This is a genomic window from Polaribacter sp. (assembly GCF_039939415.1).
Taxonomy (GTDB): Bacteria; Bacteroidota; Bacteroidia; order Flavobacteriales; family Flavobacteriaceae; genus Polaribacter.
Window position 1 is genome coordinate 39108 of sequence record NZ_JBDVJE010000059.1, and the last position, 20472, is coordinate 59579.

Consider the following 20472-nt stretch of genomic DNA (forward strand, 5'->3'; position numbering starts at 1 on the left):
AAATATAAAAATTTATGGCGCTAATCTTTCTATTTTCCAAGAAAAATCTTCTTCTAATGTATATCTAATTCTATCATGCATTCTGTTTGGTCTCCCTTGCCAAAATTCAATAGAAATAGGTTTCACTAAGTAGCCTCCCCAATATTTTGGTCTTTCTATTTCTTTACTTTTAAATTTATTTTCGAAGTCTTTTAAATTATTATCTAGTTCTTCTCTAGATGAAATAACTGAACTTTGGTTTGAAGCCCAAGCACCTAATTTACTACCATCTGGTCTAGATTCGAAATAACCATCAGATAAATTTTCTGCTAATAACTCTGCTTTTCCTTTTATAATAATTTGTTGTTCTAATGCAGGCCAAAAAAAAGATAAACAAACATTATTGTTAGCAGCAATTGCTTTTCCTTTTTCAGAATTGTAATTGGTGTAGAAAATAAAACCTTCCCAAGTATATTTCTTTAAAAGAACAACTCTGTTTTTAGGAAAACCATCTATACCTATAGATGCTATGTTCATGGCATTACTTTCATCTACCATATTAGAATTATCTGCATTAATAAACCATGTTTGAAAAAACTCCATTGGGTTTTCTGGACAATTACTTTCTAAAAGTTCTTGTTTTTCGTATGATTTTCTGTAGTTACTTAGGTCTTTTGACATCTTTATTGTAATGATGAGTAAAAGTACAATTGTTTTAATGATTATGAAATTTAAGAATCTTTTTTTATCATCCAAATTCCACTTAAATAATCTATGAAAGTTTCTCCATTTTCTGTAAAAGGATATTCTAAATCCCAAGCAACATAAATACATTCATTGGTTTTATCAATATAACCTGTAAAAGAAACCTCTAAAATCCCTTCTTTAATGCTAATTGAATTTCCATCTTCACTAACTTCTGGTCTAACCTTGTAACTTTTTACAAAAGATATAAAATCACCATCAAAAAAAACTTTAATTTCAACGTCTACAGGAACAGGGTACTGAGAAGGTTTTTCTTTAATTTGACCATTAAAAGTATCATTCTTCTCTAGATTGAAAATAATTTCAAAATTAACTCTACTACCAAAAAAAGGATAAAAATACCCTGATCCATATTCGTAATAACCAGACCATTTTCCGTTTACTTTCTTCTAATTAAATATAATCCCATAAAAGTAATAAAACCATTTAGGGGTAAAATTTCCCAATGAAATTTATAGGCTCCTATTATACTTTCTGGTAATGATGTAATTACAAAACTAATAATGATTGATAGTAAGGCTACTACCCAAGAATAATTGTCTTTAATTTTATGTTTTGTTAAAATTCCGAAAGCAAACAATCCTAATAAAGGACCGTAAGTGTAAGTTGCAAATTTGAATAAATTTCCTACAACATTACCTTCTAAATTATTAAATATAATAACAACAAATATTAGTAAAATAGAGACACCAATATGTACTTTTTTTCGAAATGGTTTTTGTTGTTCTATTGTTTTTTTTTCAATATTTAAAAAATCGACAGAAAAAGAGGTTGTTAAAGACGTTAAAGCAGAATCTGCGCTAGAATATGCAGCTGCAATTAGTCCAATTATAAATGTGATAGCAACACCTGTTCCTAAATTTTGATTCATCGCAATTTCTGGAAACAATAAATCTGTTCTTATTTTACCATCAACAATTGGTATTGAAACTCCAATTTTATCTGCATATATAAATAAAAGTGCTCCTAATGATAAAAAGAAAAAGTTAACTATAATTAATAATGTTGCCATCGTAATCATGTTTTTCTGAGCATCTTTGTTGTTCTTACAAGTCAGATTTTTTTGCATCATGTCTTGATCTAAACCTGTCATAGCAACTGCTATAAAGATTCCTCCTATAAAATATTTCCAGAAATAGGTTGTAGAGTTTACATCATCAAAAAAGAAAATTTGACCTTTAGTCGAAAATTCATCAGAATTTAAAAATTCTGTAAAACTCCAATCTAATTTTTGATTGATTAAATAAATTGATAATCCAACAGCTACTAACATTGCCAAAGTTTGCAACGTATCTGTCCAAACTATAGTTTTAATTCCTCCTCTAAATGTATAAATCCAAATTAATAAAATAGAAATGATTACGGTAACTTCAAACGGAATTCCAATTTCTTCGAATACAATATATTGCATTGCTAAAGCCACTAAAAATAATCTAAATGACGCACCAGTAATTCTTGAAAGAAGAAAGAAAAAAGCCCCAGTTTTATAACTAATTTTTCCAAATCGTTGTTCTAAATATTGATAAATTGACGTGATATTTAATTTATAATAGAGTGGAAGTAATATAAATGTGATGATTAGATACCCAAAAAAGAACCCAAAAACACCTTGCATGTAAGCAAATTGTTGGCCTTCTATCATTCCTGGAACCGAAATAAATGTAACCCCTGAAAGCGAAGCACCAATCATTCCGAATGCAACTATATACCATGGAGAACTTCTTTTAGCTTTAAAGAAAACTTCGTTAGAATCATCTTTTCCAGTAAAATAAGATATTGAAATTAAAACAATAAAATAAGTAATTATTAGTAAAAAAATATGAAGTGGTTGCATTGTATAAAATAAATCTATAATTATGATTTACGAATATATGTTTTTCTGCTTTCTTTTTAGGATTTCATAATTCATAATTTGTAATTTCGCAAACTATGGATTTTTCGTCAAAACTTTTAGAAAATGCAGTAAACGAAGTATCGCGTTTACCAGGAATTGGTAAGAGAACTGCATTGCGTTTGGTTTTACATTTATTAAAACAACCTTCTGATGCTACAAAATTTTTGTCTGAAGCGTTATTGCATCTTAGAAATGATGTAAAGAATTGTGAAAAATGCCATAATATTTCTGATACAGTTTTATGTGGTATTTGCAATAATGTAAAAAGAAACCCAGAAATTGTATGTGTTGTTGAAGATATTAGAGATGTAATGGCAATTGAAAGTACGTCTCAATTTAATGGATTGTATCATGTTTTGGGAGGTAAAATTTCTCCAATAGAAGGAATTGGTCCACAAAACTTAAAAATTGATTCGTTGATACATAAAGTGGAAAGTGGAGAGGTAAAAGAGTTAATTTTTGCTCTAAGTTCTACAATGGAAGGTGATACAACCAATTTTTATATTTTTAAACAGATAGAGAAATTTGAAATTACAACTTCTACAATTGCAAGAGGAATTTCTGTTGGAGATGAATTAGAGTATGCAGATGAAATTACTTTGGGAAGATCTATTGTAAATAGAATTCCTTTTGAGCAGTCTATAAAAAGTTAAAAAAAAGCTCACTTATAAAGTGAGCTTTTTTAAATTAAATTTTCTTGTAAGTTATAACATATGTGTAAGTTGTGCCATTATAATCATCAGTATTAGTAACACTGAATACAGTATTGTTTTGAGAGAATGTTATTTTACTAGTTTCTCCATCTCCATCACCATAATATAATTTATAGTTAGAGTTGCCTAAATTTTCCCAAGTAGCAGAGTCTGATTCTGTTGAACAATTATTTCCATCTTCATAAGAATATATTTGAGTAGTTGTTCCATTTTCTAAAAATGTAATTGTACTTTTTCGTTCGCAAGATGTTGAGATGTCTGTTCCGTTTTCAGTTTCTGAGCTTAATTGCCATATACCAATTATGGGATCTGAAGAATCGTCATCATCATTAGTAGTACAAGAAAATAAAATAGTAGAGGCGATAAATAGGTAAAGTAATTTTTTCATAGTTTTAAGATTTATTGATTTTCTCAAAAATACAATTAATGAACGCTCTATCTCTACCTACATATAGGTATATTACGAGTCTTTATTTTCCAAAACCTCTTTCTCAGCTTTTTCCCAAGACCTTTTTTCTCTAATTTTTTTGTAGAGTCTAATTCCTAACATTAATAAGACTCCAAAAAGAATGATTCCTACAACGCCCCAAATCCAATTTATAGCACTTTGTAAGGTTACTAAAAAGACTACAGCAAATAAAATAATAGTTGGTGCTTCATTTATAATTCTTAATTTTAAAGGAGTATATTTTATGATATCATTTTGTAATTGTTTGTATATTTTATGGCAAAATCCATGATACATATACAATGCTAAAACAAAAGAAAGTTTTATATGCATCCAAGGCATTTCTAAATAATACGGATTTTTATAAAGCATCCAAAAACCAAATATACTGGCTAAAATTGCAGAAGGCCAAGTAATCATATACCACAATCTTTTACTCATTAATTTATACTGAGTTTGTAAGATTTCTTTAGCGGGCTCCGCTTTTTTTTCTGCTTCTACATGATATATAAATAAACGAACAATATAAAACAAGCCAGCAAACCAAGTAACAATAAAAATAATATGTAGTGCTTTTATGTATAAAAAATCCATAATCTTTTAATTTTTATTTATTTTAATCGATGTCATTCTGAACAAAGAATAAGCAAGAATCTAAATTTTAGTTATAATGAGGTTTCTGAATCGCTTAAAAAAGCTCATTTAGAAATGACAATCAATATTGCTTTTTATTTTTGCTAACTGCTAACTATTGCCTACTTGTTTTTCCAGTCGTTAATCCATTTTACCATAACATCTACCCAATCATCATTGTCGTTCATACAGGGTATGTGTTTGTAATCTGTACCTCCAGCTTTTAAAAAGTCTTCTTTTCCTTCCATGGCAATTTCTTCTAAAGTTTCTAAGCAATCTGCCACAAATGCAGGTGTTATAACTGCTAGTTTTTTCTTTCCTTCTGAAGGGAATTTCTCAAGTTCAAAATCAGTATAAGGTTTTAACCAAGGATCTTTTAGTAAACGAGATTGAAAAGAATTACTATACGTTCCTTCTTTTAAACCTAATTCTTTTACAATTTCTTTAGTGGTTTCAAAGCATTGGTGTCTGTAACATGTGTAATGTGCAACCGAATTACGTTCGCAACAAGAACCATCTATTTTACAATGAGATTTTGTTGGGTCTGATTTTAAAATATGACGTTCTGGAATTCCGTGGTAAGAAAATAAAATATGATCATAATCAAAGCCTTTTAAATGATTTGCAATGTTGTTACTCATTACTTTTATGTAATCTGGCTCCTTATAAAAAGGAGGTAGGGTATCTAACTTTACTTGTGGATATTTTTCTGCTAAAATTTCTTCTGCTTTTGTAACAACAGTTTCGTAAGAAGACATTGCGTAGTGAGGATATAAAGGTGCTAAAAATATTTCTGTTACACCTTTGTTTATCAGTTCTTTAATTCCGTTTTCCATGGTCATAGAGCCATAACGCATTGCTAAAGAAACAGGGATATCTACTTTGTTAATTACTTTTTTAGTAAATCTTTCTGATATTACTACTAATGGAGAGCCTTTTTTCCACCAAATTTTTTTGTAGGCTGCTCCAGATTTTTTTGGTCTAATATTTAATATGATTCCATTAATTAATAACCAACGTTTCCAATATGGGATGTCAATAACACGTTCGTCCATTAAAAATTCACCTAAATATTTTTTTACATCTTTTGTTTCAGTAGAATCTGGAGATCCTAAATTGTTTAATAAAATTCCTTTCATTTTATGCTGAATTTATTTAAGTATCTTTTAAATTATTTTAGAATTTGATTTGTAATTTCGTACAAAGTTATGGCTAAACTGTGTATTACATTTATAGATGAATTTCTACCATACATTGGTATAGCAATGGTTTCATCTATTAAGTCGGTATTTTTAATTCCGTTTCTTTCACTTCCCAAAAGTAATACGATTTTTTTATGATTTTTAAAATTAAAATTTTGAATATTGATGCTTTTATCAGTAATTTCTATACCAATAATGGTGTTTTCCTCTTGTTTTAAATTATTTATTAATTCATCAAAATCGCTATAATTATCATGTGCTATTTGATTGATGGTATTTCTTGCAGTATTGATGACTTTACGATTTTCTATGGAAGGGGAATTCTCATGAAAATAAATTTTTTGTACTCCAAAACTCTCTGAGATACGAAAACACATTCCTATATTTTCTGGAGTTCTAATGGTGTCGCAAACTATAGTTATAGGAAACTGTTGTTGTTTATTTTTGATGTCGTAATGTGTTAGTTGTTTCAATTTATTTTAGTTTCAAAGTTTGTAATTTTACTTACTGCTTAAGGCTCATTACATATTTCTTTGGCGTTGTTCCAAATTTCTTTTTAAAGGCAGCAATAAAATGGCTAGATGTGCTGTAACCAACTTTTATACCAACTTCATTTACATTAAATTGGTTACTTTCCAAAAGTTTTCTAGCATGTTCCATTTTATAGTCAAACAAAAAACTATATACTGTATCTCCGTAAATTTGTTTAAAACCATCTTTTAGTTTCTTTAAATTTAATCCAATTTCATTAGATAATTCTTGTAAAGTTGGTGGTTCTGCCATTCTATAAATAATAATTTCTTTGGCTTTTCTTATCTTTAAAACATTTTCTTCATCAACTAAAAATGGGCAATATTCTCCTTCTGAGCTTTCTTCTTTTTGAAAATGTAAACTTAATAACTCATACACTTTTCCTTTTACATATAAATCTCTAATAGAACTATTTATATTAGAGTTGATGATTTGTTGTAAAACAATAGAAACTGTAGGTTTTATTTCTGTGTCATCATAGTATTTTTTATTACTATTTTCATCACTTAAAAAGGGTATGTAACCAGATTCTTTAGAAAATAATGAATGAAATTTTTCTATAGATATTAATAAAGAAATTAAGGTTGTTTTAGGCTGAATTTCTAAATGAATAGGTAAAACTCTTTGAGGGTTGTACAGTAAAATAGATCTATTATCTAAAACATCAAAAGAGTAAGTGCTATTATTAAAAAGAAATTTAGATTTACCTCTTAAACAAAAATGAATTTGAATAAAAGTGCTGCTAATTTCTCTTTCAAAATCTTGAATTTTTTTGCTTTCGTTCTGAAAATGAAATAGATAAAAGCCCTTATCTAATGTAATTTCTTCAAAAGTACTTTCTCCGACATTTTTAAACATAATTTTTGTTTTTTAGAATACTTTTGTTATTTAGAATCATTCTATATTGTTGTTTTGTAAAACCTATATTCCTTAGCAAAAGTAAAGCTTTTCATGGTTTTATAGGTTATTTTTTTTTTTAAAATCATTTAACGATAAAAAAAATACCTCTAGCGACATTTTTTTTTGATTGAAGTTTCTATTTTTGTGGAACTTTATAGAATAAAATGCAAGAAATCAGGCAAGAGCACTTTTATAATATTGGAGTTAGTTACAAAAAAGCGGATGCTAACACGCGTGGAAAATTTTCTTTATCTAAAGAAAATCAAACTTCGTTGTTACAACTTGCAAAACAAAAAGGTTTTGAAGGTGTGTTTGTTTTATCTACTTGTAATAGAACAGAAATTAGTGGTTTTGCAGAGCGTCCTTGCCAGTTAATAGAGTTGTTGTGTGAGTTTTCTGAAGGAACAATTCAAGAATTTGCTAAAGTTTCTAATGTTTACAAAAACCAAGAAGCTATACAGCAGTTATTTAGAATAGGTACAGGTTTAGAAAGTCAGATTTTAGGAGATTATGAAATTGTTGGACAATTAAGACAGTCTTTTAAATTAGCTAAAGAACAAAGAACAACAAATGCTTATTTAGAAAGATTATTAAATAGTGTTTTAAAAGCAAGTAAACGTGTAAAGAATGACACCAAATTAAGTTCTGGTACCACCTCTGTTTCTTATGCAGCTGTGCAATATATAGTTAAGAATTTACCAGATTATAATTCTAAAAATATTTTAGTTTTTGGTTTAGGTAAAATGGGGAAACATACTTGTAAAAATTTAGCAGAATATACTCAAAATAAATCGGTTTGTTTAATTAATAGAACAGAAGAAAAAACAACAGAATTTGTAAAAGATCATTCTTCAATAAGAAAAGCTCTAATCGAAAATTTATCTGAAGAAATTAATAAAGCAGATGTTTTAATTGTTTCTACAGGTTCAGATAAACCAACCATTACAAAACAGCAAATTTCTAAAAATAAAGAATTATTAATTTTAGACTTATCTATGCCAGAAAATGTGGCAAAAGATGTTTCTTATCTTAAAGGTATCTCTTTAGTGAATGTAGATGAACTTTCTAAAATTACAGATGAAACTTTAGCTGTTCGTCAACAAGAAGTTCCATTTGCAGAAACTATAATAGAAACACACAAAGCAGAATTTAATGAATGGTTAAACCATAGAAGATTTACACCAGCAATTGCTGCTTTAAAGCAATCATTAGAAAATATTAAAAACGACGAAATTAATTTTCAGAAGAAAAAAATTACAGATTTTGATGAAAGTCAAGCAGAAATCTTAACTTCACGTTTTATACAAAAGATAACTACACAGTTTGTGAAACATTTAAAAGATGAAGATACATCTGTTTCCCAAAGCTTACAAGTAATAAATAAGGTTTTTCAATCTTAAACACCAACCAATGCAGAAAATAATTAGAATAGGAACTCGCGATAGCCAATTAGCGCTTTGGCAAGCTAATAAAGTGCGTAAAGAATTAACAGAATTAGGTTACGAGTCAGAATTAGTTCCAATTAAATCTTTGGGAGACATTGTTTTAGATAAGCCTTTGTATGAGCTTGGAGTAACTGGTGTTTTTACTAAAAATTTAGATATTGCTATGCTAAATGGCGATATAGATATTGCAGTACATTCTCTAAAAGATGTACCTACAGTTTTACCAGAAGGAATTATTCAAGCAGCAGTTTTAAAACGTGCAAATTATACAGATTTGTTAGTTTTAAAAGGAAATGAAGAATTTTTTGGTCAACCAGCAGGAGTTATTGCTACTGGTAGTCTAAGAAGAAAAGCAATGTGGTTAAATAGATATCCTACTCATAAAGTTGAAGATTTAAGAGGAAATGTAAATACACGTTTACAAAAATTAGAAGAAAGTGAGACTTGGGATGGAGCTATTTTCGCAGCAGCAGGTTTAGAGCGATTAGGAATAAGAGATAAAGGTGCAATTCCTTTAACTTGGATGCTTCCTGCACCAGCACAAGGCGCAATAATGGTTACCGCTTTAGAAAAAGACGATTATGTAAAAGATGCTTGCGAGCAATTAAATCATCATGAAACTAAAGTTTGTGTTGGTATAGAAAGAGAGTTTTTAAACCTTTTAGAAGGTGGTTGTACAGCGCCAATTGGTGCTTTAGCTTATGTTGATGATAAAACGGAAGAGATTAATTTTCAAGGAGTTTTATTAAAAAAAGATGGTTCTAAAAAAATTACAGTTAAAAAAACTGCACCTATGGGACGTCATAGATACCTTGCTAAAGATTGTGCAGATTATATAATTAATAGAGGTGGCAAAGAATTAATGGCAGAAGATGAAGTTATTGATGTGCCAAAACAAAAGATATATTCAACCAAAAAACTTTCAAAAGTTCAAAAAGAAAATTTATCGAAAACTATTGGTGTTGAAGACAGTGATTTTATTAAAATTCGTTTTAATAGAATTCCAATAAAGGTGGTAAAAAATCAAATTGAAAACGTTGTAATTACAAGCCAAAATGGAGTAGAAGCACTTTTAAATTCTTTTACAAAAGAAGAAATGAATTTCAAAAATATTTTTTGTGTTGGTAGAAGAACCAAAAAATTAATAGAAAATAGAATAGGTAAGGTTGCTTACGTTACAAAAAGTGCAAAAAAACTAGCAGATTATTTAGCAAAAGATTTAAAAGTAAAAGAAGTAACCTATTTTTGTAGTAATGTTAGATTAGATGTTTTACCAGTATTTTTAAAAGCTCATGAAGTTGTGGTAAATGAAGTAGAAGCTTACAAAACAATGTTAAGTTCAGTAAAAGTTTCTAATGATGTTTCTGGGGTTTTATTTTACAGTCCTTCAGGAATTGAAAGTTATTTGCAAGATAACTCAACAGAAAAAGTTGCTTTTTGTATTGGAGAAACTACTGCCAAAGAAGCAAGAAAACATTTTAAAAATGTACTAGTAGCTAATTTACCTAGTGTAGATAGCGTGTTAGAAAAGGTTAATATTCATTACGCTTCAAACTAAAAAAATGTTTAGAACAAGAAGGTTAAGAAAACACGAGGGAATTAGAAGATTGGTTAAAGAAACCAGACTTTCTGTAGATGATTTTGTATATCCTTTATTTATAGAAGAAGGAGAAAATATCGAAACAGAAATTGTTTCAATGCCAGGAATCAAACGTTTTTCTTTGGATAGAATTTCGAAAGAATTAGATGAAGTTGTAGAGTTAAAAATTCCTGCTGTTTTATTATTCGGAATTCCATCAGAAAAAGATGATGAAGGAACAGAAACTTGGAATGATAATGGAATTATGCAACAAGCCATTCGTTTTATAAAGAAGAAGTATCCAAGTTTATATGTAATTACAGATGTTTGTTTTTGCGAGTACACTTCTCATGGTCATTGTGGTGTACTTTGTAATAACGATGTAGATAATGATGCTACTTTGGTAAACTTAGCAAAACAAACTATTTCTCACGCAAAAGCGGGGGTAGATATGGTTGCGCCTTCAGGAATGATGGATGGAACTATTGATATGATGCGACAAGCATTAGATAATTCTGGTTTTGTAAACTTGCCAATTATGGGATATTCTGTAAAATACGCATCTGCATTTTACGGTCCTTTTAGAGATGCTGCAGATTCTGCACCAACTTTTGGAGACAGAAGAACGTATCAAATGGATCCATCAAACAGAGATGAAGGAATGCGTGAAGCAACTTTTGATGATCAAGAAGGAGCAGATATTTTAATGGTAAAACCAGCATTGTCTTATTTAGATATTATTAGAGATTTAAAAAATAATTTTGATAGACCCATTGCTTGCTATAATGTAAGTGGAGAATATGCAATGGTAAAAGCTGCTGCAGAAAAAGGTTGGATTGATGGAGAAAGAGTAATGATGGAAAGTTTACTGTCTATGAAAAGAGCAGGAGCAGATATTATTATTACGTATTTTGCTAAGGAAGCAGCAAGAGTATTATTAAAAAAATAGCCTTTAGCTTTTAGCTGTTAGCATTTTGCGAATAGCCAAAAGCCAAAAGCCAAAAGCCAAAGAAATGAAATTCAAAAAATCAGAAAAACTATATAAAAAAGGTTTAAAACATCTTGTTGGAGCTGTAAATTCTCCAGTAAGAGCATTTAGTTCAGTTGGTGGAAATCCGTTGTTTATCAAAAAAGCAAAAGGAACTAAAATTACTGATGTAGATGGTAATAAGTATATAGATTTAGTGCTTTCTTATGGCCCTATGATTTTAGGTCACAGACATAAAAAAGTGCAAAAAGCAGTTGAAAAAGCCTTGCAAAATGGATATTCTTTTGGCGCATCAACAGAAAATGAAATAAAATTAGCAAAAATAGTTTGTGATGCTTTTCCAGTAATGGATAAAGTTCGTTTTGTAAATTCAGGAACTGAAGCTGTTTTAAGCGGAATTCGTTTGGCAAGAGCATTTACAGGAAAAGATAAAATCATCAAATTTTCTGGCTGTTATCATGGGCATCAAGATGCTTTGTTAGTAGCAGCAGGTTCTGGTTTGGCTACATTAAGTTTACCAGGTTCTAAAGGGGTGCCAGAAGGAGCAGTAAAAAATACATTGATTGCTAATTATAATGATTTAGAGAGTGTAAAAAAACACTTTGAAGAGCATGATGATATTGCTGGTGTAATTATTGAACCAATTGCTGGTAATATGGGAGTTGTAATTCCTGAAAATAATTTCTTAGTAGAGTTAAAAGCATATTTAGAAACAAAAGGAGCGTTATTAATTGCTGATGAAGTAATGACTGGTTTCCGTTCTAAATTTGGTGGAGCGCAAGAATTATTAGGTGTAGAAGCAGATATTACCTGTTTAGGTAAAGTAATTGGAGGAGGTTTTCCTGTAGGAGCTTATGGAGCAAGAAAAGAAATTATGCAAGAAGTTGCTCCTTTAGGAGGAATGTATCAAGCAGGAACGTTAAGTGGAAATCCAATTGCTATGGCAGGAGGAATCGCTACTTTAACAGAATTGAAAAAACAAAATCCGTATAAAAAGTTCGAAGAAATAGGAAGTATTTTAGAAGTGATTTTATTAGAAACTGCTAAAAAATACAACGTAAATTTAGTAGTAAATAGATTTGGTTCTATGTTAAATCCTTTCTTTGTAAAAGGAGACGTTACTAACTTTGTAGAAGCTCAATTATCTGACACAGATAAGTTTGCAGTTTTCTTTTGGGAAATGATTAAAAATGGAGTTTTCTTACCTCCAAGTCAGTTCGAAGCATGGTTTTTATCATCTGCTTTAAATGATAAAGACATCAAAAAAATTGCAAATGCAATTGATAAAGGTATGTTTGCTGTTTCTAAAATGTAAATTATGAAAACAATTATAACAATTATTTTTAGTCTATTATTAGTTGGTTGCCCTAAAAATGAAGAAGGAGGTTTTACATCTCTTTCTAAAGGAAATTTATTTGGAGCCGGATCAGAAGGCTTTAAGAAAGAGAATATTGTTATTTCTTCTAAAGAAGAATGGAAATCCTTTTTATCAAAAATTGATAGGACTAACAAAGTTTCTGAAACGTTTGAAAATGCGATTAATTTTTCAAAAGAAATGATTGTTGTAACTGTTGATAAAGTTAGAAATACAGGAGGATTTTCTGTTGAAATTATTGAAGTTGTAAAAGAAGGAAATAACTTTTTAATTAAAGTAAAATCAAAAGGACCAAAACCTACAGATATGGTAACTACAGCAATAATACAGCCTTATCACATTGTAAAAATTAAGAAGACAAAGAAGAAAATAAAATTTATTGAGTTATAAATATTATGATAAAAAACGATTTATTTTTAAGAGCATTAAAGGGTGAAACTGTTGATAGACCACCAGTTTGGATGATGCGTCAAGCAGGACGTTATTTACCAGAGTTTCAAGAAATCAAAAAGAAATACGATTTCTTTACACGTTGTCAAACTCCTGAATTAGCATCAGAAATTACAGTGCAACCAATCAGAAGATATGGTATGGATGCTGCAATTTTGTTTTCAGATATTTTGGTAATTCCTCAAGCAATGAATATTGAGGTACAAATGAAACCAGATTTCGGACCTTATTTGCCAAACCCAATTCGTACTCAAAAAGATTTAGATAGCGTAATCGTTCCTAATGTACATGAATCTTTAGGTTATGTAATGGAAGCGATTAAAGCGACCAAAGAAAAATTAAATGATGAAGTGCCATTAATTGGTTTTGCAGGTTCTCCTTGGACAATTTTATGTTATTGTGTGCAAGGTCAAGGTTCTAAAAACTTTGATAAAGCCAAAGAATTATGTTTTACAAATCCTGTTGTAGCACATTCATTATTGCAAAAAATTACAGATACAACCATTGCTTATTTAAAAGCAAAAGTAGCGGCTGGTGTAAATGCTGTTCAAGTTTTTGATTCTTGGGGCGGAATGTTATCTCCTGTAGATTACCAAGAATTCTCATGGCAATATATTCAGCAAATTATAGATGCTTTAAAAGATATTACACCTGTAATTGCTTTTGGTAAAGGATGTTGGTTTGCCTTAAACGAAATGTCTAAATCTGGCGCTTCAGCTTTAGGTGTAGATTGGACATGTTCTGCAAGAAATGCACGTTATTTATCTGGCGGAAATATTACTTTACAAGGTAATTTCGATCCAACAAGATTGTTTTCTCCACCAGCAGTTATCAAAACAATGGTGCATCAAATGATTAATGAATTTGGTAAAGACAAGTTAGTTGTAAACCTTGGGCATGGTATTTTACCAAACATTCCGTTAGAAAATGCAAAAGCATTTATCGATGCTGTAAAAGAATATAAAGTTTCTTAAAATATAAATTTGGGCGTTACTTTATGCTGAATAAAAATCAGCATAAAGTCGCGCTTTTCATTATATCTTTTTGTTGAAAAAACAAAAAGGTTAAGAATCTCAGCAGATATTCGAACGATTTCAATCGCTAACGCAAACCAACGCTAATGATTAAAAATATACTTTCAGGATTAAAAGCATATGTAGGTGCTTTGGGTTTAATATCACAATTAAAACTCTGGAAATATTTTGCAATTCCAATTATTATTAGTGTTTTAACGGCAACTATAATTGGGTTTTCAGCTTATGGTTGGTCAGATAATATTGGACAATTTTTAGCCAAAATCTGGGTTTGGGAAACAGGCAAAGAAACCTTTACTACAATAACATCTTTTATTGGCGGAATTTTTGTTTTAGTTATTGGTTTAATTGTATACAAACACATAATACTCGCTTTATCTGCGCCATTTATGAGTCCTGTTTCAGAAAAAATAGAAGCTCATATCAATAAAAATTTACAACACAATCATAGAAAAACATCTTTTCAAGAACAATTAATAAGAGGAATAAAAATTAGTCTTAGAAATTTAGGAAAAGAATTATTAATCACAATTCCAATTTTACTTTTAAAGTTTATTCCTGTTGTAAATATATTTTCTACAATATTATTGTTTTTAGTGCAATCTTATTATGCAGGTTTTGGTAATATGGATTATACGTTAGAACGTCATTTAAATTATAAAGACAGTATCAATTTTGTAGTTAAAAACAAAGGTTATTCTATTGGAAACGGAATTGTTTTTATGTTGTGTTTGTTAGTACCTTTTTTAGGGATTATCATTGTTTTACCATTGTCAGTTACAGCTGCATCCGTAAAAACAGTAGAATTATTAAACAAAGAAAATGAAAGATCAGTTTTATAAATACATAGAAAATTTACAAGATGCCATTACTTCTAAATTAGAAGAAGTTGATGGAAGTGCAAAATTTCAAGAAGATCTTTGGCAAAGAGAAGAAGGTGGTGGAGGTAGAACTCGTGTTATAGAAAATGGAGCTGTTTTTGAAAAAGGAGGTGTAAATATTTCTAAAGTATTTGGTGAGTTACCAGAAGCGTTAAGAAAGCAATTTAAAGTGAAAGAAGGCAATTTTTTTGCTTGTGGATTGAGTTTAGTCTTACATCCAATAAATCCGTTTGTGCCAACTGTACACGCAAATTGGCGTTATTTTGAAATGTATAATGAAGTTGGAGAAATTGTAACTCAATGGTTTGGTGGCGGACAAGATTTAACGCCTTATTATTTATTTGATGAAGATGCTGCTCATTTTCATACAGTTTGTAAATCCGCTTGTGATAAACATAATCCGGAGTTTTATCCGAGGTTTAAAAAAGTATGTGATGAGTATTTTTGGAATGCACACAGAAATGAAGCTCGTGGAATAGGAGGTTTGTTTTTTGATTATCAAAAGGAAACTGAAGAATACTCGATTGAAGATAGATTTAATTTTGTGACAGAAGTAGGAAATAGCTTTTTAGAAAGTTATGTTCCTATTGTTGAAAAAAGAAAAGACATAAAATTTACAAAAGAAAACAAAGATTGGCAAGAAATAAGACGTGGTCGTTATGTAGAGTTTAATTTAGTACATGATAGAGGTACTTTATTCGGTTTAAAAACAAACGGTAGAATAGAGAGTATTCTCATGAGTTTACCACCAACAGTACAATGGGTTTATAATCATCATCCAGAAGAAAATTCAGAAGAAGCTAGACTTTTACAAATTTTAATGAAACCTAAAAATTGGGTTTAAATATAAAAAAGCAGAAATATTATTTCTGCTTTTTATAAATTAATTCAAATATATATTTCTAGTTGTTTCTCATACTTTATTTATTTTACACTACAAATATACATTGTTTTTTTGTTTTATCAATATGATAATAATCATATATTTTTTTGTTATTAATTTGATTCATTGTTTGTTTTTTTATTTGTTTATTGTTTTTATTATAATATTTGTTGATTTCGAGTATTAAAAATTAATGTTATTGATAAATAATATCTACATTTCTTTATTTTTGAATAATAAGAAAAACCATGAAAAACATAATTTATTTACTCTTATTTTTTTTTAGTAATTATTGTTACACTCAAAACGATGGATTTAACAATTATAAAATAAGAGAAGATTACAATCAAATCTTAAAAGATTTATCTACTAATTACATTTATTTTAATGATAAAGAGGTAGATTTAGATTGTATCAAAAAAAAATATTCAAAAAAAATAGACCAATTAAATACAACACAAGAAGTAACACTTTTTTTCGAATATTTATTAGATGAATTTTATGACAGTCACTTAATCTTAAATACTAAAACTAGTAATTCTTTTAGACTACATTCTCCTCTTTACCTTTCTATTCAAAATAACAAAATAATTATAAAAAATATATGGGTTTCTAATATTATAAATCCAAAAACAAATATTATTGGTGCAGAAGTTTTGCAAATAAATGGTAATAATTTTAAGAAAGAAATTAATAAATTTCCAACACATTGTAGTAGTAAAAACTCTTTAGTGGTAAGAGAATGGATTGCTAATAAAATTATTTCTGGACGTTATAGTGAACCAAGAATTTTAACTTTAAAGCTTATTAATAATAAAGTTATAACCTTAAATTTAGATGAAATAAAGCTTAAAAAAAACAGTAAACTTATCTCTAGTTATATTAAAAATAATATTGGAGTAGTTAAAATTAATAATTCATTAGGAAATAATAATTTAATTGAATTATTTGATAAAGAATTAAATATGTTATTTAATACTAAGGCTTTAATTATAGATTTAAGAAATACAGTTGACGGAGGTAATACTTATGTGGCAAGAGGTATTATGGGAAGGTTAATAAATACAGAAATGCCTTATCAAAAGCATGTTTCTAAAGAAAAATATGGCAATAATCCAATAGTTAAAAAAAGTTGGGTAGAGTTTGTTTCTCCTAGAGGTAAAATATATAATAAACCCGTATTGTTACTAGTTAGTAGGTGGACAGGAAGCATGGGAGAAGGTTTGGCTATTGGTTTAGATGGAATGAAAAGAGCAAAAGTAATTGGTACTGAAATGGAAAGGTTGGCAGGTTCTATGAGGCAATACTATTTTAAAAATAGAAATTATGGTTATAGAATTACTACAGATAAATTATTTCATGTAGATGGTGTTGCAAGAGAAAAATTTGTTCCTTGGTATTATGTACATCAAAAAAGAAATGAAAATAAAGATGAAGTTCTACTAAAAGCTTTTCAATTATTAAAGTAAAATGAGTTTTAAAATGAGAGTATTTTTGTAAGAGTTTGCTTTGTTTAAAAACAAGCATAAAAATATACTTTATAAATGGATGTTATTTTAATATTTAAAAGAACAGACTATTATAGTTAAAGTTATAAAACATCATTAATTTTTAATAATTTTTAAATTTAATATATTAAAAATGTATTTAATGGTTGTTTTTTTGTGAATAATGTAAAATAAATTTATCCTTTTATTTTTTTTAACAAATTAAAATTAGTGAAAAATAAACGAATTTTTGTACTTTTACAATCTGTAAAATCAGATAAAAATGGCAAGATTTGAATTGAAGTTACCAAAAATGGGAGAAAGTGTTGCAGAAGCAACCATAACTTCTTGGTTAAAAGAGGTTGGAGATACCATTGAATTAGATGATGCTGTTGTAGAAATAGCAACAGATAAAGTAGATTCTGAAGTACCATCTGAAGTAGAAGGTACCTTAATTGAAATATTATTCGAAAAAGATGATGTTGTTGCTGTTGGAGAAACAATTGCTGTTATAGAAATTGAAGGCGAAGAAATTGAAACAGAAACCATAACCAATTTAGAAATTCCTAAAGTAGTAAAAGAGTTAGAAAAAACTATAGAGCAAGTTGTAGATACAGTTTCAGCTCCAATAGCAAAAAAAACTGATTCGAGAAAGTTTTACTCACCACTAGTTAGAAATATTGCGCAAACAGAAGGAGTTACTCAAGAAGAATTAGATTCTATAACAGGTTCTGGTAAAGACGCAAGAGTTACAAAAGAAGATATTCTATCTTATATAGAAAAAAGAAAGAATTCTATAAAAGTTGTTACTTCTACAAAAACTGAAGCACCTAAAAAAGTAGAAAAACCTGTTGTAAAAGCAGTTCCTGTTTCTGTAAATGGAGAAGATGAGGTTATAGAAATGAGTAGAATGGGTAAATTGGTTGCCAAACATATGGTAGATTCTTTACAGACATCTGCTCATGTTCAGTCTTTTATAGAGATTGATGTTACTAATATTGTAAACTGGAGAAATAAAGTTAAAGATGCTTTCTTTAAAAGAGAAGGAGAAAAATTAACTTTTACACCAATATTTATGCAAGCAATTGCAACTACCATAAAAAAGTACCCTCTAATTAATATAGCAGTTAATGGAGATTCTATCATTAAAAAGAAAAATATTAATTTAGGGATGGCTGCAGCTTTACCTGATGGAAATTTAATTGTACCAGTTATAAAAAATGCAGATCAATTAAATTTAGTTGGTATCACAAAATCTGTAAATGATTTAGCGGTAAGAGCCAGAGCAAATCAGTTAAAACCAGATGAAATTCAAGACGGAACTTATACTGTAACAAATGTTGGTAGTTTTGGTTCTATTACAGGAACCCCAATAATTAATCAACCTCAAGTAGCTATTTTAGCATTAGGGGCTATTAGAAAGCTACCTGCAGTAATAGAAACTTCTCAAGGAGATTTTATTGGAATAAGACAAAAAATGATTGTATCGCATTCTTATGACCATAGAGTTGTAAATGGTGCTTTAGGTGGTATGTTTATTAAAACTTTAAAAGATATTTTAGAATCTTGGGATGTGAATCAAGATATTTAAATATCAAATAATATTTTATACTAAAACACTCACAATTTGTGAGTGTTTTTTTGTTGTAAAGAATTATATTCGTTCTATAAATTAAAAGAAAAAAATGAAAAAATTATTTGTATTATTTTTAGTAATTGCGGCAAATGTAACTATTGCTCAAGATTCTCAAAACGAAGTTTTACTTAGATTAAATTACGAAAAAGGTGCTACTTATAATGTGGCAATGAAAGTAAATCAAGAGATGGGTACATTAATGTCTATGGGAGTGAGTGTAAATATGGATATTAAAGTTTTAGATGTAACTGATAATACTTATGATAGTGAAATGAGGTTTACTAAAATGGCAATGGATGTGTTACAAGGTGGACAAGCAATTAGTTATGATTCTTCTAAAAGTGATGATGAATTAGACGATACAGGTAAAATGATGAAGGTTCAAATGGAACCAATGTTAAAAGCTGTAATTTACTTAAAAGGAAATAATTTAGGAGAAGTGTTAGAGACTAAAATAGAACCAACAATTGCTGGTATGGAAGATCTAGCAAAACAATCTAGCAATATAATTTATCCAAAAGAAGCTTTAAAAGTTGGAAGCTCTTGGAATATGGTTAAAAATGAAAAAGGAATGAAAATGAATTTTATTTATACAGTAAAATCTATTTCTAATAAAACAATAGTTTTAGATCTAACAGGTGATATTTCAGGTATGGCAACTGGTAAAATTTTTGGAAATATGAATATTGAAACATCTTCTGGGATTCCTGTTGAAAGCTTTATAAATATGGATATGAATATTGGTGGACAAGAATCAAAATCTAAGATTACAATGACTATGAGTAAAAAATAATTTTTTTAGTCTAGCTATAAAATAAATATACCTCTTTGTTTTCTCAAAAAGGTATATTTATTTTAAAGAATACTTACTACCAATAAGTTTATTAAAAAAGTAAATACTGGTGTGTTAAACTCAATGTTAGATATCCTAAATAACATAAAATCATATTTAACATCTCTAAAACAGTTTAGTTTCCTTCTTTACAAAATATTTTAATTTTTGAAATAGCTTAGTAATTAAAATTTTAGATTCATTATCACCCTTAATATCATAATAAAAATGATTGTTATCTAAAAGAAAAGGTTTGTAATAAACATCGTCAAAAGTTCTAAGAAAAGAATTTACGGAATATAAATATTCTTTCTATTCTTAACTTAAGGTAACATTAGTAAAAAATAATAATTAAAGTTAATATAACTTTTTTCATTTTCTAAATTATTTAATGATTATATATAGAAACCATTTTCATTTTTTAAAATTAGTATTAAATTAATTCCATTTATCTCTTTGTTCTATCTGGGTTTCTTTACCAAAAATAGATTTTTCTTCTTCGTTAATAGAATTTGAGAAACCAAGCATTAAAGCGGTAAAAATTAAGATTGTTTTTCTTTTAATCCAAAGTAATACGTGTTTAGATTTTTCTAAACATTTTGTGTTTTTATACATGTTATTAATGATAAATGGTGAAACATTATTTTATCATAGAGTGCTTTTCAGCATGTGCTTAAAAAGAGTTTTTAAGCTAAGTATAAAGTAGAAATTGAATTACTAGAAGTAATTTTAAAAAATAAGAAGGTATGTTGCTTATGTAACAAAGCAATTTTTTGATACAACTGCTTTTGTAGTTTTACTATAAGTTGAGTGCTAA

Annotated in this window: 20 protein-coding genes; 12 read left to right on the top strand and 8 right to left on the bottom strand. The window is 28.5% G+C overall.

Annotated elements, in window-relative coordinates:
* Nucleotides 1-12: 12 nt before the first annotated feature.
* Both pdxH and ABJG40_RS10040 read right to left on the bottom strand, forming a co-directional pair.
* Entirely contained in the window at nucleotides 13-660 is a 648-nt protein-coding gene (pdxH, locus tag ABJG40_RS10035; RefSeq protein ID WP_348024441.1) for a pyridoxamine 5'-phosphate oxidase, read from the bottom strand.
* A 463-nt stretch (nucleotides 661-1123) separates the two neighbouring features.
* Entirely contained in the window at nucleotides 1124-2578 is a 1455-nt protein-coding gene (locus ABJG40_RS10040; protein ID WP_348024442.1) for a sodium:solute symporter, read from the bottom strand.
* Nucleotides 2579-2673: 95 nt separating this feature from the next.
* On the opposite strand from ABJG40_RS10040, the gene recR reads away from it, so the two are divergent.
* Complete coding sequence (recR, locus tag ABJG40_RS10045) at nucleotides 2674-3291, top strand: recombination mediator RecR (RefSeq protein ID WP_348024443.1); 618 nt, start codon at nucleotides 2674-2676, stop codon at nucleotides 3289-3291.
* Nucleotides 3292-3325: 34 nt separating this feature from the next.
* Here recR and ABJG40_RS10050 read toward each other — a convergent pair whose 3' ends face one another.
* The 5 genes from ABJG40_RS10050 to ABJG40_RS10070 form a co-directional block, all read right to left on the bottom strand.
* Entirely contained in the window at nucleotides 3326-3739 is a 414-nt protein-coding gene (locus tag ABJG40_RS10050) for a lipocalin family protein (RefSeq protein WP_348024444.1), read from the bottom strand.
* A gap of 72 nt (nucleotides 3740-3811) precedes the next feature.
* Entirely contained in the window at nucleotides 3812-4393 is a 582-nt protein-coding gene (locus ABJG40_RS10055) for a CopD family protein (RefSeq protein ID WP_348024445.1), read from the bottom strand.
* 161 nt (nucleotides 4394-4554) lie between these two features.
* Nucleotides 4555-5571 (bottom strand): ferrochelatase, encoded by a 1017-nt coding sequence (hemH, locus tag ABJG40_RS10060; protein WP_348024446.1) that lies wholly within the window; start codon nucleotides 5569-5571, stop codon nucleotides 4555-4557.
* A gap of 32 nt (nucleotides 5572-5603) precedes the next feature.
* Entirely contained in the window at nucleotides 5604-6107 is a 504-nt protein-coding gene (locus ABJG40_RS10065) for a TrmH family RNA methyltransferase (RefSeq protein WP_348024447.1), read from the bottom strand.
* Between the two features lie 31 nt (nucleotides 6108-6138).
* Complete coding sequence (locus ABJG40_RS10070) at nucleotides 6139-7023, bottom strand: AraC family transcriptional regulator (RefSeq protein ID WP_348024448.1); 885 nt, start codon at nucleotides 7021-7023, stop codon at nucleotides 6139-6141.
* A gap of 206 nt (nucleotides 7024-7229) precedes the next feature.
* Here ABJG40_RS10070 and hemA point away from each other — a divergent pair, with 206 nt between their 5' ends.
* The 11 genes from hemA to ABJG40_RS10125 all read left to right on the top strand — a co-directional run bounded on the left by hemA (nucleotide 7230) and on the right by ABJG40_RS10125 (nucleotide 19616).
* A complete protein-coding gene (hemA, locus tag ABJG40_RS10075; protein WP_348024449.1) occupies nucleotides 7230-8465 on the top strand; it encodes a glutamyl-tRNA reductase in 1236 nt (411 codons plus the stop codon).
* A 10-nt stretch (nucleotides 8466-8475) separates the two neighbouring features.
* Nucleotides 8476-10068 (top strand): hydroxymethylbilane synthase, encoded by a 1593-nt coding sequence (gene hemC, locus ABJG40_RS10080; RefSeq protein ID WP_348024450.1) that lies wholly within the window; start codon nucleotides 8476-8478, stop codon nucleotides 10066-10068.
* 4 nt (nucleotides 10069-10072) lie between these two features.
* On the top strand, nucleotides 10073-11038 hold the full coding sequence (hemB, locus tag ABJG40_RS10085; protein WP_348024451.1) for a porphobilinogen synthase: 966 nt from the start codon (nucleotides 10073-10075) through the stop codon (nucleotides 11036-11038).
* A 64-nt stretch (nucleotides 11039-11102) separates the two neighbouring features.
* The gene (gene hemL / locus ABJG40_RS10090) at nucleotides 11103-12392 is read left to right on the top strand and encodes a glutamate-1-semialdehyde 2,1-aminomutase (RefSeq protein ID WP_348024452.1); all 1290 of its coding nucleotides are present in this window, start codon (nucleotides 11103-11105) and stop codon (nucleotides 12390-12392) included.
* A gap of 3 nt (nucleotides 12393-12395) precedes the next feature.
* A complete protein-coding gene (locus ABJG40_RS10095; protein WP_348024453.1) occupies nucleotides 12396-12842 on the top strand; it encodes a protease complex subunit PrcB family protein in 447 nt (148 codons plus the stop codon).
* 5 nt (nucleotides 12843-12847) lie between these two features.
* Entirely contained in the window at nucleotides 12848-13876 is a 1029-nt protein-coding gene (gene hemE / locus ABJG40_RS10100; protein ID WP_348024454.1) for a uroporphyrinogen decarboxylase, read from the top strand.
* Nucleotides 13877-14022: 146 nt separating this feature from the next.
* Nucleotides 14023-14778: an EI24 domain-containing protein gene (locus ABJG40_RS10105; RefSeq protein ID WP_348024455.1), complete on the top strand. Its 756-nt coding sequence runs from the start codon at nucleotides 14023-14025 to the stop codon at nucleotides 14776-14778.
* Nucleotides 14759-15661 (top strand): oxygen-dependent coproporphyrinogen oxidase, encoded by a 903-nt coding sequence (hemF, locus tag ABJG40_RS10110; RefSeq protein WP_348024456.1) that lies wholly within the window; start codon nucleotides 14759-14761, stop codon nucleotides 15659-15661. The genes ABJG40_RS10105 and hemF overlap by 20 nt, the downstream gene beginning before the upstream one ends.
* 287 nt (nucleotides 15662-15948) lie before the next feature.
* Nucleotides 15949-17169, top strand: a complete 1221-nt coding sequence (locus tag ABJG40_RS10115; protein WP_348024457.1) for a S41 family peptidase — start codon at nucleotides 15949-15951, stop codon at nucleotides 17167-17169.
* 301 nt (nucleotides 17170-17470) lie between these two features.
* Nucleotides 17471-18778, top strand: coding sequence for a dihydrolipoamide acetyltransferase family protein (locus ABJG40_RS10120; RefSeq protein WP_348024458.1), 1308 nt, complete (start codon nucleotides 17471-17473; stop codon nucleotides 18776-18778).
* 94 nt (nucleotides 18779-18872) lie between these two features.
* Entirely contained in the window at nucleotides 18873-19616 is a 744-nt protein-coding gene (locus tag ABJG40_RS10125; RefSeq protein ID WP_348024459.1) for a DUF6263 family protein, read from the top strand.
* A gap of 477 nt (nucleotides 19617-20093) precedes the next feature.
* Here ABJG40_RS10125 and ABJG40_RS10130 read toward each other — a convergent pair whose 3' ends face one another.
* Nucleotides 20094-20270 carry a hypothetical protein gene (locus ABJG40_RS10130; protein ID WP_348024460.1) on the bottom strand — a complete coding sequence of 59 codons (177 nt, stop codon included), beginning with the start codon at nucleotides 20268-20270 and terminating at the stop codon, nucleotides 20094-20096.
* Nucleotides 20271-20472 lie beyond the last annotated feature (202 nt).

Bases quoted from the DNA above. Each gene is read 5' to 3' on its own strand.
- hemA (WP_348024449.1), top strand. From the start codon at position 7,230: ATGCAAGAAATCAGGCAAGAGCACTTTTATAATATTGGAGTTAGTTAC.
- ABJG40_RS10125 (WP_348024459.1), top strand. From the start codon at position 18,873: ATGAAAAAATTATTTGTATTATTTTTAGTAATTGCGGCAAATGTAACT.
- ABJG40_RS10105 (WP_348024455.1), top strand. From the start codon at position 14,023: ATGATTAAAAATATACTTTCAGGATTAAAAGCATATGTAGGTGCTTTG.
- pdxH (WP_348024441.1), bottom strand. From the start codon at position 660: ATGTCAAAAGACCTAAGTAACTACAGAAAATCATACGAAAAACAAGAA.
- ABJG40_RS10050 (WP_348024444.1), bottom strand. From the start codon at position 3,739: ATGAAAAAATTACTTTACCTATTTATCGCCTCTACTATTTTATTTTCT.
- ABJG40_RS10120 (WP_348024458.1), top strand. From the start codon at position 17,471: ATGGCAAGATTTGAATTGAAGTTACCAAAAATGGGAGAAAGTGTTGCA.
- ABJG40_RS10040 (WP_348024442.1), bottom strand. From the start codon at position 2,578: ATGCAACCACTTCATATTTTTTTACTAATAATTACTTATTTTATTGTT.
- recR (WP_348024443.1), top strand. From the start codon at position 2,674: ATGGATTTTTCGTCAAAACTTTTAGAAAATGCAGTAAACGAAGTATCG.
- hemE (WP_348024454.1), top strand. From the start codon at position 12,848: ATGATAAAAAACGATTTATTTTTAAGAGCATTAAAGGGTGAAACTGTT.
- hemF (WP_348024456.1), top strand. From the start codon at position 14,759: ATGAAAGATCAGTTTTATAAATACATAGAAAATTTACAAGATGCCATT.
- hemL (WP_348024452.1), top strand. From the start codon at position 11,103: ATGAAATTCAAAAAATCAGAAAAACTATATAAAAAAGGTTTAAAACAT.
- ABJG40_RS10070 (WP_348024448.1), bottom strand. From the start codon at position 7,023: ATGTTTAAAAATGTCGGAGAAAGTACTTTTGAAGAAATTACATTAGAT.
- ABJG40_RS10130 (WP_348024460.1), bottom strand. From the start codon at position 20,270: ATGTATAAAAACACAAAATGTTTAGAAAAATCTAAACACGTATTACTT.
- ABJG40_RS10055 (WP_348024445.1), bottom strand. From the start codon at position 4,393: ATGGATTTTTTATACATAAAAGCACTACATATTATTTTTATTGTTACT.
- hemH (WP_348024446.1), bottom strand. From the start codon at position 5,571: ATGAAAGGAATTTTATTAAACAATTTAGGATCTCCAGATTCTACTGAA.
- ABJG40_RS10115 (WP_348024457.1), top strand. From the start codon at position 15,949: ATGAAAAACATAATTTATTTACTCTTATTTTTTTTTAGTAATTATTGT.
- ABJG40_RS10095 (WP_348024453.1), top strand. From the start codon at position 12,396: ATGAAAACAATTATAACAATTATTTTTAGTCTATTATTAGTTGGTTGC.
- hemC (WP_348024450.1), top strand. From the start codon at position 8,476: ATGCAGAAAATAATTAGAATAGGAACTCGCGATAGCCAATTAGCGCTT.
- hemB (WP_348024451.1), top strand. From the start codon at position 10,073: ATGTTTAGAACAAGAAGGTTAAGAAAACACGAGGGAATTAGAAGATTG.